This window comes from Pseudoduganella violaceinigra DSM 15887, assembly GCF_000425385.1.
In the GTDB taxonomy this organism is placed as follows: domain Bacteria; phylum Pseudomonadota; class Gammaproteobacteria; order Burkholderiales; family Burkholderiaceae_D; genus Rugamonas; species Rugamonas violaceinigra.
In genome coordinates this window covers 378,764-395,381 of record NZ_AUDI01000004.1, presented here as the reverse complement: position 1 = coordinate 395,381, position 16,618 = coordinate 378,764, and the positions used below count along the sequence as shown (strand labels likewise).

The 16,618-nt window shown below is 61.9% G+C and carries 15 protein-coding genes; 3 read left to right on the top strand and 12 right to left on the bottom strand.

Going from position 1 to position 16,618, the window contains the following annotated elements:
* Window positions 1–8 precede the first annotated feature (8 nt).
* From H597_RS0105595 to rpsB, 10 genes are all read right to left on the bottom strand, one after another.
* A complete protein-coding gene (locus H597_RS0105595) occupies window positions 9–521 on the bottom strand; it encodes an OmpH/Skp family outer membrane protein (protein WP_028101269.1) in 513 nt (170 codons plus the stop codon).
* Window positions 522–564: 43 nt separating this feature from the next.
* Window positions 565–2,898 carry an outer membrane protein assembly factor BamA gene (gene bamA, locus H597_RS0105590; protein WP_028101268.1) on the bottom strand — a complete coding sequence of 778 codons (2,334 nt, stop codon included), beginning with the start codon at window positions 2,896–2,898 and terminating at the stop codon, window positions 565–567.
* A gap of 17 nt (window positions 2,899–2,915) precedes the next feature.
* On the bottom strand, window positions 2,916–4,280 hold the full coding sequence (gene rseP, locus H597_RS0105585; protein ID WP_028101267.1) for an RIP metalloprotease RseP: 1,365 nt from the start codon (window positions 4,278–4,280) through the stop codon (window positions 2,916–2,918).
* 5 nt (window positions 4,281–4,285) lie between these two features.
* Window positions 4,286–5,458, bottom strand: a complete 1,173-nt coding sequence (ispC, locus tag H597_RS0105580; RefSeq protein WP_028101266.1) for a 1-deoxy-D-xylulose-5-phosphate reductoisomerase — start codon at window positions 5,456–5,458, stop codon at window positions 4,286–4,288.
* Between the two features lie 8 nt (window positions 5,459–5,466).
* A complete protein-coding gene (locus H597_RS0105575; RefSeq protein ID WP_028101265.1) occupies window positions 5,467–6,303 on the bottom strand; it encodes a phosphatidate cytidylyltransferase in 837 nt (278 codons plus the stop codon).
* Between the two features lie 7 nt (window positions 6,304–6,310).
* Window positions 6,311–7,060, bottom strand: coding sequence for a polyprenyl diphosphate synthase (uppS, locus tag H597_RS0105570; RefSeq protein WP_028101264.1), 750 nt, complete (start codon window positions 7,058–7,060; stop codon window positions 6,311–6,313).
* Between the two features lie 70 nt (window positions 7,061–7,130).
* On the bottom strand, window positions 7,131–7,691 hold the full coding sequence (gene frr, locus H597_RS0105565) for a ribosome recycling factor (protein ID WP_028101263.1): 561 nt from the start codon (window positions 7,689–7,691) through the stop codon (window positions 7,131–7,133).
* Window positions 7,692–7,724: 33 nt separating this feature from the next.
* Complete coding sequence (gene pyrH / locus H597_RS0105560) at window positions 7,725–8,441, bottom strand: UMP kinase (RefSeq protein WP_028101262.1); 717 nt, start codon at window positions 8,439–8,441, stop codon at window positions 7,725–7,727.
* Between the two features lie 165 nt (window positions 8,442–8,606).
* Window positions 8,607–9,521, bottom strand: coding sequence for a translation elongation factor Ts (tsf, locus tag H597_RS0105555; RefSeq protein WP_028101261.1), 915 nt, complete (start codon window positions 9,519–9,521; stop codon window positions 8,607–8,609).
* A 145-nt stretch (window positions 9,522–9,666) separates the two neighbouring features.
* The gene (gene rpsB / locus H597_RS0105550) at window positions 9,667–10,419 is read right to left on the bottom strand and encodes a 30S ribosomal protein S2 (protein ID WP_028101260.1); all 753 of its coding nucleotides are present in this window, start codon (window positions 10,417–10,419) and stop codon (window positions 9,667–9,669) included.
* A 310-nt stretch (window positions 10,420–10,729) separates the two neighbouring features.
* Between rpsB and H597_RS0105545 the strand changes: the two genes are divergently transcribed.
* The 3 genes from H597_RS0105545 to H597_RS0105535 all read left to right on the top strand — a co-directional run bounded on the left by H597_RS0105545 (window position 10,730) and on the right by H597_RS0105535 (window position 12,011).
* Window positions 10,730–11,164, top strand: a complete 435-nt coding sequence (locus tag H597_RS0105545; protein ID WP_028101259.1) for an SRPBCC family protein — start codon at window positions 10,730–10,732, stop codon at window positions 11,162–11,164.
* 9 nt (window positions 11,165–11,173) lie between these two features.
* A complete protein-coding gene (locus tag H597_RS0105540; protein ID WP_028101258.1) occupies window positions 11,174–11,374 on the top strand; it encodes a DUF4287 domain-containing protein in 201 nt (66 codons plus the stop codon).
* 67 nt (window positions 11,375–11,441) lie between these two features.
* A complete protein-coding gene (locus H597_RS0105535; protein ID WP_028101257.1) occupies window positions 11,442–12,011 on the top strand; it encodes a hypothetical protein in 570 nt (189 codons plus the stop codon).
* A gap of 14 nt (window positions 12,012–12,025) precedes the next feature.
* On the opposite strand, the gene H597_RS0105530 is transcribed toward H597_RS0105535, so the two are convergent.
* Together H597_RS0105530 and H597_RS29830 are read right to left on the bottom strand one after the other, a co-directional pair.
* Complete coding sequence (locus H597_RS0105530; protein WP_028101256.1) at window positions 12,026–13,933, bottom strand: M6 family metalloprotease domain-containing protein; 1,908 nt, start codon at window positions 13,931–13,933, stop codon at window positions 12,026–12,028.
* Between the two features lie 117 nt (window positions 13,934–14,050).
* Window positions 14,051–16,468, bottom strand: a complete 2,418-nt coding sequence (locus H597_RS29830) for a phosphocholine-specific phospholipase C (RefSeq protein ID WP_035373144.1) — start codon at window positions 16,466–16,468, stop codon at window positions 14,051–14,053.
* Window positions 16,469–16,618: the final 150 nt, after the last annotated feature.

Here is a 16,618-nt window from a genome sequence, read left to right as displayed (position 1 = left end):
CTGTCTGTTTATTTGTCGAGCGCTTCCAGCACCTTGTTGGTGATGTCGATGCGCGGGCTGGCCCACACCGCGTCCTGGAACACGATGTCGTAGCCCTCGGTGGTGGCCAGCTGTTTGATGATCTTGGTCGCCTTTTCCGCGATGGCTGCGCGCTCTTCGTTGGTGCGCTGGTTCAGGTCTTCACGGAATTCGCGCTGGCGGCGCTGGAAGTTCAAATCCGCCTCGTAGGCTTCGCGCTGCAGCCTGCTGCGCTCGGGCTCCGGTTTGGCCGCGCCCTCCTTTTCCCACTTCTCGGCGGCGGCCTTGGAACGCATGGCCAGTTCCTGCAGCGCTTTTTCGCGGCTGGAAAACTCGTCGCGCAGCTTGCTGTCGGCCAGCTTGGCCATCTTCGATTCATTGTAGATGCGCTCGGCGCTCAGCCAGGCGATGCGCGAGGACTGCGCCTGTGCCGGCGCCGCGGCCATGATGCCCAGCGCCAGTACGGCAGCGAGTTTGCTTAGCGTAGCGGTTGCAGTCTTCAACTTGATTCTCCGTCCAAAACGTTGCTCTTCGGCATGACAGGGCTTAGAAACCGGTACCCATCTGGAACTGGAAGCGTTCCAGGCGGTCGCCGAGCTTGTCGTTCAGAGGCAAAGCATAACTCAACTTCAGCGGACCGACCGGCGAAATCCAGCTCAGGCCCAGGCCGGCCGAGAAGCGCAGCTCGGACAGGCGCATTTTCTGGCGTTCGGCATACACCTGGCCGCCGTCCAGGAAACCGAACCAGCGCAGCGAGCGGTCCTGGCCCTGGCCAGGGAACGGCAGCTGCAGTTCGGCGTTGCCGATCAGGCGCGACGCGCCGCCCAGCGAGTCGCCGTAGCGCGGGTCGACCGAGCCCAGCGACGAGCTCTGGTAGCCACGCACGGAGCCGATGCCGCCGGCGTAGAAGTTCTTGAATACCGGGTAGTTCTTGCCGCCGAAGCCGCGGCCGTAGTCGAACTCGCCCTTCAGGGCCAGCGTGATCTTGTGGGTGACCGGCTTGTACCACTGGGTCTCATAGACGGTGCGCCAGTACTTCGATTCGCCGATCGCGTCCAGTTCCAGGTTAATACGCTGCATGAAGCCGATGGTCGGCGTCATGGCGGAGTCGCGGCTGTCGCGCGCCCAGGCCACGGTCAGCGGCACCGAGTAGGCGTTGACCGAACCGACGCCCGACGCCGGGCCGCCCAGATCGGTCACATACTGTTTGTAGAAGGTCGGCGAGGTCTCGTCCGTCTTGACGTTCGACTTCTCGAGGCCGATGCCGAAGAATACGGTATCGAGCTCGGAGAACGGCACGCCGAAGTTGACGCGGCCGCCGGTCTGCTTGATCGTGTACAAGCCCTGGTTCACTGCCGGCGGGCGGAAAGTCCGCAGGTAAAGCTCGTAGCTGCGCGACACGCCGTCCGGCGTGAAGTAAGGATTCAAGTGCGAGAACGCGATGGTGCGCTGGTACTTCGAGGTGTTCAGCTCCAGGCCCACGGTGTTGCCGGAGCCGGCGAAGTTGGCCTGCTGGATCGCCGCGTTGAAGGTGAATTTCTCGGCCTGCGAGAAGGCGCCGCCGATCTGGAAGTTGCCGGTCGGGCGTTCCACCACGGTCAGGTTGATGTCCACCTGGTCGGAGGTGCCTTGCGCTTCCGGCGTGTCCACCGTCACTTCCTTGAAGTAGCCGGTGCGGTCGACGCGGTCGCGCGAGGCCTTGATCTTGGAAGCATCGTACCAGCTCGATTCGAACTGGCGGAACTCGCGGCGGATCACCTCGTCGCGCGTGGAGGTATTGCCCTGCACATTGATGTGGCGCACATAGGCGCGCTTGCCCGGATCGATGAAGAAGGTAAACGCCACTTCGCGCTTGGCCTGGTCGATTTCCGGATTGGCGTTCACATTGGCGAAGGCAAAGCCGAAGGTGCCCAGGCGGTCGGTGATCAGCTTATTGGTCGCGGTCAGCTTCTTGCCGGAGTACAGCTTGCCCTTCTCCAGCAGCACCAGCTGGCGCAGTTCGTCCTCGCGGCCGAACATCTCGCCTTCGAACTTGATGTCCGAGACGGTGTATTTCTCGCCTTCGGTGATGTTGATGGTGATGTAGATGTCCTTCTTGTCCGGGGTGATCGACACCTGGGTGGAATCCACATTCATCTCGATATAGCCCTGGTCCAGATAGAAGGACTTCAGGGTTTCGATATCGCCATTCAGCTTGGTCTTCGAGTACTGGTCGGCCTTGGTGTACCAGCTGAACCAGCCGCCGGTATTCAGGGCCAGCTGATCTTTGAGTTCCTTGTCGCTGAACACCTTGTTGCCGACGATGTTGATCTGCTTGATGCGCGCCACGTCGCCTTCATCAACCTCGAAGTTGATGCTGACGCGGTTGCGCTCCATCGGCGTCACGGTGGTGGTGATCTTCACGCCATACAGGCCGCGCGACAGATACTGGCGCTTCAATTCCTGTTCGGCGCGGTCGACCGACGCCTTGTCGAAGGTCTTGGCTTCGCCGACGCCGATGTCCTTCAGCGCCTTGACCAGCATATCCTTCTCGAATTCGTGGGTGCCCTTGAAGTCCACCTTGGCGATGGCCGGGCGTTCTTCGACAATCACCACCAGCACATTGCCGTCGCGCTCGAGCTTGACGTCCTTGAAGATGCCGGTCGCGTACAGGGCCTTGATGGTGGCGACGCTCTTGTCGTCACTGAAGGTTTCGCCAACGCGCACCGGGAGGTAGCTGAATACGGTACCTGCTTCGGTACGCTGGATGCCTTCGACGCGGATATCCTTGACGACGAACGACTCGGCGGCCAGTGCGCTGCCGGAGCAGATTGCCAGGACAGCTGCGCCAACCAGGGTGCGGCGGAATTGAGGGGCGATACGATCAGTGTGTAATTTCATCGGCAAATCGAAAAAAATTAAAGCTTCCGGGCCAGGTCATTGAATATTGCCAGCGCCATTAACGACGCCAGCAATCCCAGTCCAATACGTTGCGCTATTTCGGCGAAGCGTTCGGATATAGGGCGCCCTGTCAAAACTTCCAGCGAATAATACAGCAAATGCCCCCCATCCAGAACAGGAATTGGCAGCAAATTCATTAAGCCAAGGCTCACGCTGATAAAGGCGACGAAGCCGATAAACTGCTCGGCGCCCATTTTCGCAGTTTCCCCGGCATATTCGGCAATCGTCAGCGGCCCGGTAATATTCTTCAGCGATACCTCGCCGACGATCATGCGGCCCAGGATCCGCAGCGTCATGGTGCAGGTTTCCGCCACCCGGCGCAATGCCTTGGCAGCCGCGTCCAGCGGACCATAATGCACCACTATCGTATCAACGGGACTAAGCAGTCCGGCCTTGATCTTACCGACTGTTACAAGGCCTTTGCTGTTGGCGGCCTTGTCTTCGACCGCATCGGGGGTCAGCTCCAGCTGCTGCTGGCGGCCGTGCCGCAGAATCGTCACCGCCAGCTTGCGCCCGGGCGAGCGCAGGATTTCGGCCACGAAGGCGCGGTCGTCGACCACCGGCTGGCCGTCCACCGCCACGATCACGTCGCCTTTCAGCAGGCCGGCGCGCTGGGCGGCGCCGCCCTGCTCCATTCGGTCAATGGCCGGCGGCTGGCGCATCAGGTCGATGCCCAGCACGGATGGCACATCGTCTTCCAGGCTGACATGGGCCGCGGCAGCGGCGGCCAGGACCACGTGCACCTCGCCGCGGCCGGCGCGCTCGACGACGAGACGGATGGCTTCCTGATGGATCGCGGCCTGGACGATGGCCCAGCGCAGCTCCGACCAGCCTTGCACCGCTTCGCCGTTGACGGACTTGACCAGGTCGCCGCGCTGCAGGCCGGCCTGCGCCGCCGCGGTGGCGGCGGCCGGCGCGCCGATGCGGGCGACCGGTTCCAGCACGCCGCTCATGAACAGGCCCGCGTACAGGACAATGGCAAGAAGGAAGTTGGCCAGCGGGCCGGCGGCGACGATGGCAATGCGTTTCCAGACGCTCTGGCGGGTGAATTCCCGCGCCAGGTCGGCCGCCGGCAGGCCGGCGATATCGCCCTCGCGGGCGTCCAGCATCTTGACGTAGCCGCCCAGGGGGATGGCGGAAATCGCCCATTCGGTCTGGTCGCGGCCGAACTTGCGCATCCAGACGATGCGGCCCATGCCGACCGAGAAACGCAGGACCTTGACGCCGCACCAGCGCGCCACCAGGTAGTGCCCCAGCTCGTGAATCACGATCAGGGAGCCGAGGCAGATGATCGTTGCGATGAGTTGGCGCAGAAGGTCCATGATGTTCAGCCTGAAATAATCCGTTCCGCAGCCAAGCGCGCCAGCGCGTCCTGCGCCATGACGGCTTCAATGCTGCTTGCCGCACCGTGCGGCAGTTCTTCCATCACCTGGGCGATCACGCGGTCGATGCGGCGGAAGCCGATACGCTCGTCGAGGAAGGCTTGCACCGCCACCTCGTTGGCGGCGTTCAGCAGGGCCGGCGCGGTGCCACCCGCACGCAGCGCCTCGAAGGCCAGCGCCAGGCAGGGGAAGCGCTTGAAGTCCGGTTGTTCGAACTGCAGCGTGCCGACCTGGGTCAGGTCCAGCTGCGCCACGCCGGAAGCGATGCGCTCAGGGTAAGCCAAGGCATGCGCGATCGGGGTGCGCATATCGGGATTGCCCAGCTCCGCCAGCACCGAACCGTCGCTGTAGGACACCATCGAATGGATCACCGATTGCGGATGGATCACCACGTCGATCTGTTCGGCCGGCGCGCCGAACAGCCAATGCGCCTCGATCACTTCCAGGCCCTTGTTCATCATGGTCGCGGAATCGACGGAGATCTTGCGGCCCATCACCCACTTCGGGTGCTTGCAGGCCTCGTCCGGGGTGACGTTTTCCAGCGTGGCCACGTCGCGCTTGAGGAAGGGGCCGCCGGAAGCGGTGAGCAGGATCTTGGTGACGCCGGCGGCGGCCGGCACGCGGCCGTAGCCCTGCGGCAGGCACTGGAAGATGGCGTTGTGCTCGGAGTCGATCGGCAGCAGCACGGCGCCGCTGGCGGCCACGGCGTCCATGAACAGCTGGCCGGACATGACCAGCGCTTCCTTATTGGCCAGCATGACTTTCTTGCCGGCGCGGGCGGCCGCCAGGGTCGGCGCCAGGCCGGCGGCGCCGACGATGGCAGCCATCACGGCATCCGTTTCGGCGGCCGACGATACACTGCACAGCGCCGCCTCGCCCCACTCCACGTCGGTCTTGCAGCCGGCCGCGCGCAGCAAGGCGCCCAGTTGGTCCGCCGCATCGGCGCTGCCCACCACGGCGCGCGCCGGACGGAACTGGATGCACTGCGCCGCCAGTGCTTCGACCCGGCTATGGGCGGTCAGCGCATACACGCTATAGCGGTCCGGGTGGCGCGCGATGACGTCCAGCGTGGAGACGCCGATGGAACCGGTGGCGCCGAGGATGGTAATGCGTTGCATGGAATTCCTTAGAACAGCCTTGGGGTGATCAGCGCGGCGATCGGCAGCACCGGCACCAGCGCGTCGATTCGGTCCAGCACGCCGCCATGGCCGGGCAGCAGATTGCTGCTGTCCTTCATGCCGACGCGGCGCTTGAGCATGGATTCGAACAGGTCGCCGACAATGGACGCGGCAACCACCAGCACCAGCACGGCCAGCATGATGCCCCAGCCCATGCGCTCGGCCAGCCGCACGGCGAAGGTGCCCTGCAGCAGCGGCACGGACGGCGCCAGCAGCACGGTGGCGCAGGCCAGCACCAGCACGGCAACCATGCCGCCTACGGCGCCCTCCCAGGATTTGCCTGGCGAGATGCTCGGCGCCAGTTTGTGTTTGCCGAAGGCCTTGCCCGAGAAATAAGCGAAGATGTCGGCTGCCCACACCACCGCCATCACCGACAGCAGGTAGACCGGACCACGTTCGAACAGCAGGAGCATGGCGGCGAAGCAGGACACAAGGGTGGCCGAATACACCAGGCTCAGCATGATGTTGCCCGTGCCTTCGGCAGGCGGCAGGCCCAGCTTCAGCGCCGGGGTGAAGCGGATCAGCCAGATCGCCGCGCCCAGGGCCAGCCAGAACTCGGCATGCTCAAGGCCGCCGGTGAAAATGAAGGTGTAGGCGAACGCGCCGGTCCAGGCCGCCGCGGCGATAATCGCGACGCGGCTCTTGAACAGGCGGAAGGCTTCCCAGACGGCGGCGGCAAAGAACAGCGCCACGACAACGTCCACCGCCGGCCGGTAGCCGGAGAACAGGACGGGCAACAGTACCGCCAGCAGCAGGACGGCGGTAATCACGCGGGTTTTCAGCATTGTGGTATCAGCTCTTGTTGGCCACTTGGTCGCCAGTGCGGCCGAAGCGGCGTTCGCGGCCCTGGTAGGAGGCGATCGCCTCATCCAGGCGTTCGGCATTGAAATCAGGCCAGTAAATATCGGTGAAGTGCAGCTCCGTATAGGCCAGTTGCCACAGCAGGAAGTTGGAAATGCGTTCCTCGCCGCCGGTACGGATGAACAGGTCCGGCTCCGGCGCGTAGGCCATCGACAGGTACGGCGCCAGCTGCTCCTCGGAGAAGTCGGTCGCGCCCGGATGCTCGGCCACCATCTTGCTGACTGCCTGCATGATGTCCCAGCGCCCGCCGTAATTGGCGCACACGGTGACCGTCATGCGGGTGTTGTTGGCGGTCTTGCGCTCGGCATTGGCGATCATGTCCTGCAGCTTGGCGTCGAAGCGCGACAAGTCGCCCACCACTTTCAGGCGGATATTATTCGCATGCATCTTCGACACCTCGCGCTCCAGGGCGGTGACGAAGAGCCTCATCAGCAGCGACACTTCCTCTTCCGGCCGGCGCCAGTTCTCGGAGCTGAACGCAAACACGGTCAGATACTCAATGCCGCGCTGTACACAGGCTTCCACCACGGTACGCACCGCTTCCACGCCTTTGACGTGGCCCGCCACGCGCGGCAGGAAACGCTTGGTTGCCCAGCGTCCGTTGCCGTCCATGATGATGGCCAGGTGGCGCGGCACCTTCGGCGCATCAGGAACTGCGGTCGTCGAACTCGAATATTTCATAGGCACGTAAACTAAAAATCCGGGGAAGGTGCAGGCGGGAACGCCTCCACCCCTCCCCGGTTTCGGGACCTTAGACGGTCAGGACTTCTTTCTCTTTTTCGGCGACGGTCTTATCGATGTCGGCGATGAACTTGTCGGTCAGCTTCTGCACTTCATCGACTGCGCGGCGTTCTTCGTCTTCCGAAATAGCCTTGTCCTTCACCAGCTTTTTCAAGCCTTCGTTGGCATCGCGGCGGATGTTGCGCACGGCGACCTTGGCATCTTCGCCTTCGCCCTTGCACAGCTTGACCATTTCCTTGCGGCGCTCTTCGTTCAGCGGCGGGGTCGGCACGCGGATGGTGTCGCCCTGGGCCGCCGGGTTCAGGCCCAGGTCGGCGTCGCGGATGGCTTTCTCGATGACGGCGCCCATTTTCTTTTCGAACGGGGTCACGCCGATGGTGCGCGCGTCGACCAGGGTCAGGTTGGCGACCTGGTTCAGCGGGGTCGGGTTGCCGTAGTAGTCCACCATCACATGGTCCAGGATGCCCACGTGGGCACGGCCGGTACGCACCTTGGACAGGTCGGCCTTCAGGGTTTCCAGCGATTTGACCATGCGGTCCTGCGTATTCTTTTTAATGTCAGCGATAGACATTGCTGCTCTCCTGTTGCAATTACTTGAAATATTTTAAACGTGAACCAGTGTACCCTCTTCCGCGCCCATGATCACGTTCATCAACGCGCCCGGCTTGGTAATCGAGAATACTTTGATCGGCAGCTTCTGGTCGCGGCACAGCGCGAAGGCGGTGGCGTCCATGACTTGCAGGTGTTTGGCGATCGCTTCGTCGAAGCTGATCTGGTGGTACATGGTGGCGTTCGGATCCTTCTTCGGGTCGGCGGTATAGATGCCGTCGACCTTGGTGGCCTTCAGCACGATTTCCGCACTCATTTCCGAACCGCGCAGGGCGGCAGCGGTGTCGGTGGTGAAGAACGGGTTACCGGTGCCGGCGGCGAAGATCACCACCTTGCCCTCTTCCAGGTACTGCAGCGCTTTCGGACGCACATACGGCTCGACCACCTGCTCGATGCCGATGGCCGACATCACGCGCGCGGTCACGCCCACATGCTTCATGGCGTCGGCCAGGGCCAGGGCGTTCATCACGGTGGCCAGCATGCCCATGTAGTCGGCGGTGGCACGGTCCATGCCTTGGGCGCCAGGCGCCACGCCGCGGAAGATGTTACCGCCGCCAATGACAACCGCCACTTCAACGCCCAGCTTTGCGACTTCGGCAACGTCGGCCACCGTGCGCTCGATGGTGGCGCGGTTGATGCCGTACGGGTCATCGCCCATCAGGGCTTCGCCGGACAATTTCAGGAGGACGCGCTTGAAGGCTGGTTTTGACATGAGCTGGGGCTCCTTTTAAATGTTTTGTTCGGTGAGGCTTCGGCGGCAATGATAACGGAAATGCCATTGTCCGCCGTTTAATTCCAGATTGAAAGCCTTAAAAAAGACTTAACAACCGTCCAGCAGCAGGCTTAAAAAAACGGGCCTTGCGGCCCGTTCTCTTGATTATGCGCCTTTGGAGGCAGCCATCTGGGCTGCGACTTCCGCCGCGAAATCGTCAACTTTCTTTTCAATGCCTTCGCCCACCACGTACATGGTGAAGCCCTTGACGGTGGTGTTGGCGGCTTTCAGCATCTGCTCGATGGACTGCTTGTCGTTCTTCACGAAAGCCTGGTTCATCAGGGACACTTCTTTCAGGTACTTGGCCACGGCGCCATCGATGCGCTTGGCAACGATGTCGGCTGGCTGGGCTGGCTTGCCAGCGGCTTGGGCAGCGGCTGCGTCTTCGTCGGACTTGGCCTGGGCAACCGAACGCTCTTTGGCGATCAGTTCGGCAGGCACTTGCTCGGACGACAGTGCGACTGGCTTCATGGCAGCGATGTGCATGGCCACGTCTTTACCCACTTGCTCGTCGGCGCCGTCGAACTCGACGATCACGCCGATCTTGGTGCCGTGCAGGTAGGAAGCCAGCTTGCCGGTGGTGTCGAAACGCTGGAAGCGGCGGATCGACATGTTTTCGCCGATCTTGCCCACCAGGGCAGCGCGCACTTCGTCCAGGGTCTGGCCGTTGCCAGCTGGCAGGGCCAGCAGGGCAGCAACGTCAGCCGGGTTGTTTTCAGCAGCCAGCTTGGCAGCCAGGGCCGCCAGGGCCAGGAAGTCGTCGTTCTTGGCAACGAAGTCGGTCTCGGAGTTCACTTCCACCAGGGCGCCGATGTTGCCAGCGATGTGGGAAGCAACCACGCCTTCAGCGGTGATACGTGCGGAAGCTTTTGCAGCCTTGCCGCCCAGCTTGACGCGCAGCAGCTCTTCCGCTTTGTCCATGTCGCCGCCGGCTTCGGTCAGCGCTTTTTTGCATTCCATCATTGGCGCGTCGGTCTTAGCGCGCAGTTCACCTACCATTGCTGCAGTAATTGCTGCCATGTGATTCTCCTGTATTCGGTTTGGGATTCGGTCCGGGGCGGCGCCGAGGGCAGCCTGCTCTTCCGGGGGATTCTGTTTAAAAAAAAGGGGGAGCTGGTGGGCCACCCCTTTCTCAAGCTGAAGCCGCCTTGCGGCGGCCAGGCAATTACGCCTGCTCGTTAACTTCTACGAACTCGTCGCCAGCTGCAGTCTTGATGGATTCCAGGACTTCAGTGGTAGCGTTTGCACGACCTTCCAGGATCGCATCTGCCACGCCGCGGGCGTACAGGGTGATCGCTTTGGAGGAGTCATCGTTACCAGGGATGACGTGGGTCACGCCTTCTGGGGAGTGGTTGGTATCGACCACGCCGATCACTGGGATGCCCAGCTTAGCGGCTTCGGTGATCGCGCCTTTGTGGTAACCAACGTCAACCACGAAGATTGCGTCAGGAACACCGCCCATATCCTTGATGCCGCCGATGGACTTCTGCAGCTTTTCCAGTTCGCGACGGAACAGCAGCGCTTCTTTCTTCGACAGCTTCTCGACGGAACCGTCTTCGATCGAGGCTTCCATGTCCTTCAGGCGCTTGATCGAGGTCTTGATGGTCTTGAAGTTGGTCAGCATGCCGCCCAGCCAACGCTGGTCAACAAACGGAACACCGGCGCGCTGAGCTTCAGCAGCGATGATGTCGCGAGCCTGGCGCTTGGTGCCAACCATCAGGATGGTGCCACGGGAAGCGGAGATTTGACGGATGGTTTTCATCGCGTCCTGGTACATGGCCAGGGTCTTTTCCAGGTTGATGATGTGAATCTTGTTGCGGTGGCCGAAGATGAACGGAGCCATCTTTGGGTTCCAGAAACGGGTTTGGTGACCGAAATGGACGCCGGCTTCCAGCATTTCACGCATCGTTACAGACATATTTACTCCAGGGTTGGGTCTGGAATCCTCCCAGTCACCCTTGCGGGCACCCTTGTAGGGGGGATTCGGGTTTATAAAATAAGAAAATTTACTACTTTGCAAGACACCAGGTCAGGCAACCATAAATTTTAGCGTATTGGGGGGTACTCATGCAAGCGTGCAACGGCCCTTCCCTCCTGCGCCGGGCGACATTTTAGTGCAACCTTGATAACAGAGACAGAAATTGGCGAAAATATTCCTGCCTGATGTCGATTCCGGCCACACTGGCGCGTCGTGCCTATACCAACCACCCCACCCGGAGACTGAGAAAATGGCCACCAATACGATTAAGCTGCACCGCGTCCTGCGCGCTTCGCCTGAACGCATCTATAAAGCCTGGACCACGGCATCGGCATTCAACAAATGGCTGCCGCCGAACGGCTACCTCGGCGAGGTGCATGAGATGGATGCCCGCGTGGGCGGCAAATACCGCATGTCCTTCACCGACCTGGGCACCGGCTTCAGCCACGCCTTCGGCGGCGAATACCTGGAACTGCATCCTGGCGAGAAAATCCGCTACACCGCCGTGTTCGACGATCCGAACCTGCCGGGCCAGATGCAGACCACGATTCATCTGCGCGCCGTTTCCTGCGGCACCGAGGTCGACATCACCCAGGAAGGCGTGCCGGCCGTGATCCCCGCCGAGCAGTGCCACCTCGGCTGGCAGCAGTCGCTGGCCTTGCTGGCTTTGCTGGTTGAGCAATAAGGAGGCGCCATGGGTTCCCCATCCTCCTATTTCCCCTCGATCGAAGCCAAGTACGGCAAGCCGGTCGATCATTGGCTCAAGCTGCTAAAAGGAATGAAGGGCATGAGACATATGGACATGGTGGCCGCGCTGAAGACCGGCCACGGCATGGGCCATGGGCATGCCAATGCCCTGGTGGCGCATTTTAAGGCGGAGAACAAGGACGTCTAAGCTTGATCCAGCTCTAAGCGGAGGGAAGTGAGCGTCGCCACAATGGGGGAATACCTTGAGGTGCCCCATGAGCTTGGTTGACATCACTGCCCCACCCGCCGAAGATGAAGTCATGGATCCCGCCACCAAACAGTATGTCGATTCGAACCTCGCGCTTGCCGTGGCTCAGTCGGAGGCAAGGCAAGCCGACTTTCGGGCGACGATGCAGGCCTACACGGCGCGCGCCGAAGAGCGCGAGGCGTCGGCTCGAGAGCGCGATACGGCAGCGCGCGAGCGTGAAGACATCAGGGCAAATAACTTTGAACGCTTAATGGCGGCCTATGAAGCCAAGGCCGATGCGCGTCATCAGGCCTCCGAGGCCAGGTTCGATCGCATGGAAAAGCGATTGGATCAAATCGAAGCCTCAATTGCCAGTTTGAAGAAATTCATTGTCGGCGCATCGCTAAGCACGGTACTTGGCGTCGCAGCATTCAACGCGGCATTGATTCAGAACTATCACGCCGCCTTCGATTCGGCCCGCTATTTATCAGCGGCCGAGAAGGACATGATGGCCCAGCGCCAGCGTTCCGACGCATTACTGGCCGCGATGGAAGCCCGACTGGCTGCTATGGAAAAAATCAGCAGCCAGAAGGCTTGACCTCCTTAAACGCCTTACTTGCTCACGGTCAGCGTGTAGTTACCCGAACCGCTGTACGAGTACACCGTGATGCGGTAGTAGGCCAGCGCGGCGTTGTAGCTGATCGATTCGGTCGAGGTCGGGCTGGTCGACGAAGCGACGCGCACCCAGTTGCTGCCGTCCCATTTCTCGATCTTCAATTCAAAGTCGGCGTTCGACGGTCCGGTCAGGTTGGCCTTGATCGTGCCGCCGTTGTACAGGAAGTATGGCGATGGATGGATGGCGGAGGCGGCCGTGCCGGACAGGTAGCCGGTGTAACGTTCGCCGCTGGTGCCGCCCGTACCGTCACCCTTCACAACGTCGAAGGAAATGGTCTGGGCCGCCGGGCTGATGTTGGCGATGCCGAAGTTCGAGCCGGAGCCATTCCACCAGCGCGAATTGGTGCCATGGGTGGCGTAGTTGTTCGGCACCGTATCGTAGAAGGCCTTATAGATCGCGCCGTCGTACAGGTCGGTGGCGTCACCGCGGTTGACGTTGTTTTCCGGATCGCGGCGGCCGTCGGCGTGCTCCATCTGCACGTAGGGATGCCATTCGTCCGAATTATTGCCCGCCGGATCGATGTGCCACACGGCCAGGCCGGAGCCCAGCTGATACAAGCTCTGGTCGGCCTTGTAGATCGCTTCCACGTAGAAGGCCTCGTCCTGCTTGGCCGGATTGGTCCAGCGGTACAGGTTATGCGAGCCGGAGGTGTGGCTCAGGCGCCCTTTTGGCGCATTCGGATTGATGGCAGGATTCAGCTCGGTCACCGTGTCCCAGCCTACCTGGTAGCGGAAGAAGCCGTTCGGCGGTACGGGGCGGTACTGGCTTTGTGCGCCAATGCTGCCGAAACCCATGATGCAATAGCTGGCGGCGGAACCTTCCGAGCTGCCGTCATAGTCGTACAGGTCCGGCCAGCCCATCACCAGGTGACCGGTCTCGTGGGAGAAGGTGCCGATCGCCAGGCTGTTGCCCATATTGGTGATCTGGTAGTAGCCGGTGCAGACGCCGTCGGCGCAGAACTGCTTGTTCAGCCAGCCCATATGCGGCCACAGGCCTTTGGACCAGGCGCTGTCGGAGCCGCCGGAATAGAAGAAGTTCAGGCCGCGGATGCGCTTGTTCGCATCGACGCTCAGCGAGGCAAAATTGAAGCCCTGGGTGTTTTCCAGCCAGTTCAGCGCTTCGGTGATCAGTTCTTGCGAACGCACACCCGAATCGAGCGAGCTGTCGGCGTAGTAAGCCTTATTGTGCTTGGCATGGTAATAAACCGTGGTCACGTTGGTGTAGTCCAGTTTACCGCCGGAGACGGACTGCCAGTAACCGCGCACCGACTGGGCGTTGCCAAAGCCGGTGTAAGGCATATCGTTCAGGAAGGAGGTCACCTGCGCCTGGGTGATCGTGCCCGGCACGTCCGGGAAGTCGATCATCACCGTCAGGCCCTTAATCTGCCCGGTCACGGCGGCGGACGCTTTCGGCGCCGGGCTGAAGGCTGCGGACGCCGCTTTACGAGCGGTTTCCACCGTGCGGCCGTTCATTTTTTCGAACTGTTCCTTGGCCTTGCGGGCACGCGCGTCCTGGCTCAGGCCCTGCTCCTTGCTGGCAGCCTTGCTCGCTGCGCCAAGGCTGCGCACCTTGGCGCCGGTCGCCAGCACACCGGTCGAAACCAGCTCGGTGCCGGCGGCGTTCACTTTGGCGTAGCAGAAGCCTTTCTTTGCCGCGTCGTAGACAATGAGCGAGCCATCGTCAGTGCGCTGTTCGGCGTAGTAATCGTTACCGTCCAGGTGCACGCGCAGCTTTTCGCCGCCCGGCTGTTTGAACTCGTAGACGCTGTCTTTGTAAGGGATACCAGCCTGCGCGGACAGGCTGGCGAATAACATGGCTGCTGCAGTCAAAACTTTCAATCGCATTTGATATCTCCTAATGTTGTCTTGCGGAAACAGGAGTACATCACGCACGATTGTGCAAGTCTTGATGAATTTATATGCGTGCGCTGGTGAAATCGGCACAATCGCACGCAAAAACCGTTAACTCACGGTGAAAGCGACGGGGCCGGCCAGGGAAATATACCCATCGTTATACAAAAGCCAACTCGCATAATTCCCGGCGGCCAAACCGGAAGTCGCAAACGCCGCGCTACCCGCCCCGTTGGCGACGTACTGCCAGGACAGGGAAGCCGTCGCCCCCGGCGTCACCCCGCTACGGTAAATGCCGATCCAATTCTTGCCGTTCACCTGGGGCGCCGGAACCGAATAGTTGAAAGTGATGGGCGTTCCGTGCGGGACACTGCCCGCGCTGGCGGCCAGCGTCGCCCGCGGGCCCGCCGGGGTGCGGTTCAGCACGGGGTCGGTGCGGCTGGCCCGCCCGTTTTCCACCCGGCCGGCCATGCGGCGCAGGTATTGGGCGTCGAAGTCGCAGGTCACCGACAGGTCGTACCAGCCATAGTTCGCGCCAACCGGCACGCGCACCGTGGCTTGCTGTCCCGCGGCGACGGTATGGCTGCTCGGCGCGCGGCCGTAGGCGTTGTCGGCGATGCGGAACGTCGCGGCGCGGCCGCCATCCACGTTGGAAAGGACGACATCGACCGCCATTGCGCCCGGATCGGCGTTCAGCCATGCTTCCGGACGGGCGCCCCCTGTCGCGGCGGCCAGCGCCAGCACGCCGCCAAACTCGCGCTGAAAGCCATGCGGGCCGACCACGTTCAAGTGGTAATTAGCTGTGCTCCAGTTCCATACTTCCCGTTCGATCTTCTTCCCGGCTTCGACCGCGTAATACCAAGGGCCGTCGCTGCGGGCCTGCGAATAGACGATGAAGGCGCCGCCTGCCGTCCCCTGGTTAAAGAAAGAGAGTTCCACCTGCTTCGACGACGCCACGCGCGCGGTGGCCGAAAACGCATAGGGCAAGGCGCAGGAGTAGCGCGGGGTGCCGCCTTCCTGCGCAGGCAAGGTCTGCACCGCCGGCGGCTGCGGATAGGGCTTCCCCGACACCAGCTGGTAAGTGGTATTCTTCGGCACCGAGGCCGGCCAGCTGGCATTGGGAGCCTTGAAGTCGAAGGCGGACGTCAGGTCGCCGCAGACGGCGCGGCGCCACGGCGAGATGTTCTCGCAGGCGACGCTGCCGCGCTGCTTGCCGAGTCCCGCCACCAGCCATTCTTCCAGGAAGCGCAGTTTCGACGTGTGGTCGAACAACTGCGAGCATACGCGCCCGCCCTTGCTCCACGGAGAGATCACCAGCATCGGCACGCGCGGGCCCAGGCCGACCGGGACGCCGTTATAGTTCTCGTACTGGCCGACATCGGCCATGGTCGTGCGGCCCATGCCGGAATTCAGGGGCGCCATAGGCGATGGCACGTGGTCGAAGAAACCATCGTTTTCGTCGTAAGTCAGCAGGAATACCGTTTTGGACCAGACTTCCGGATTGGCCACCAGCGCCGCCAGCAGGCGCGCGGTCAGGTTTTCGCCGGCGTTCGGCGAATTGGGCGAGTGCTCGGTGTAATCATTGGGCGCGCAAATCCATGACACCTGCGGCAGACGGTTGTTGCGCACATCGTCGGCAAAGGAGTTCACCAGCCAGTCGCCCTTGGTGCCGCGCGTATTTGATTCGTTGGAGCCGGGCGCGATGGCCCGTCCCTTCTGGTACAGCGGGCTGTTTTGCGACAGGCGCGTGCCGTCCGCATTGACGCGGAAATTGCGGAAATAGGCCAGGTAGTTGTCGCCGTAGTTGTCCCATTCCTGGTAGACCTTCCAGCTGACGCTGTTCGCTTCCAGCACTTCGGCATAGGTGCGCCAGTTCGGCGCCCCCGCCGTCACGGCGGGGGTGATGTTGTCGTATTTCGGATCGTTGTTGTAATAGCCGGCCCCATCGATGTTGTACAGGCTGCCCATCGCGCCGAGCCAGTTCTGGTTGGTGCCGCTCAGCGAATACATGCGGTTCGGATCGGTGGCGCCGAAAATCGAACAATGGTAATCGTCGCAAATCGTGAAGGCGTCGGCCAGCGCATAATAGAACGGCAGGTCGCCCCGATCGAAGTAGCCCATGCTTTGGGCGGTCTTCTGCTGGACCCAGGCGTCCCAGCCCTGCCAGGTCGTTTGCGCCCCCTTCCAGCTATGGTTGGTGCCCAAGGACAGCGCACTGGTGTTCTTGGCGTCGAAGTGGAACGGCAGCACATAACCGCCCGTGCCATTCGGCTGGTACCACACCGGTTTACCGCCAGGCAGGGCGATGGCGCGCGGATCGTTGAAGCCGCGCACCCCGCCCAGCGTACCGAAATAATGGTCGAAGGAGCGGTTTTCCTGCATGAAGATGACCACGTGCTGCACATCGGCCAGGGTACCGGTGGCGTTATTCGCCGGTACGGCCAGGGCTTGCTTGATCAGGTCGGGAAACAGGGTGGCGGCGGCGCCGGCGGTGGCCATACCCAGGAATTTACGGCGGCTGGTGGACATCGATGATCCTTTTCGCTGAAGTTGAAGGTGCAACGATGCTACGGTGCAATTATTACCATCGCGTGTCAGCCGCCGTGCGTGCGCGGCGTTTTCAGCGCATTCCCGGCGCGATTTCGGCACAGCCGGCGCCGAATTGCCCGGGCAAGCGAG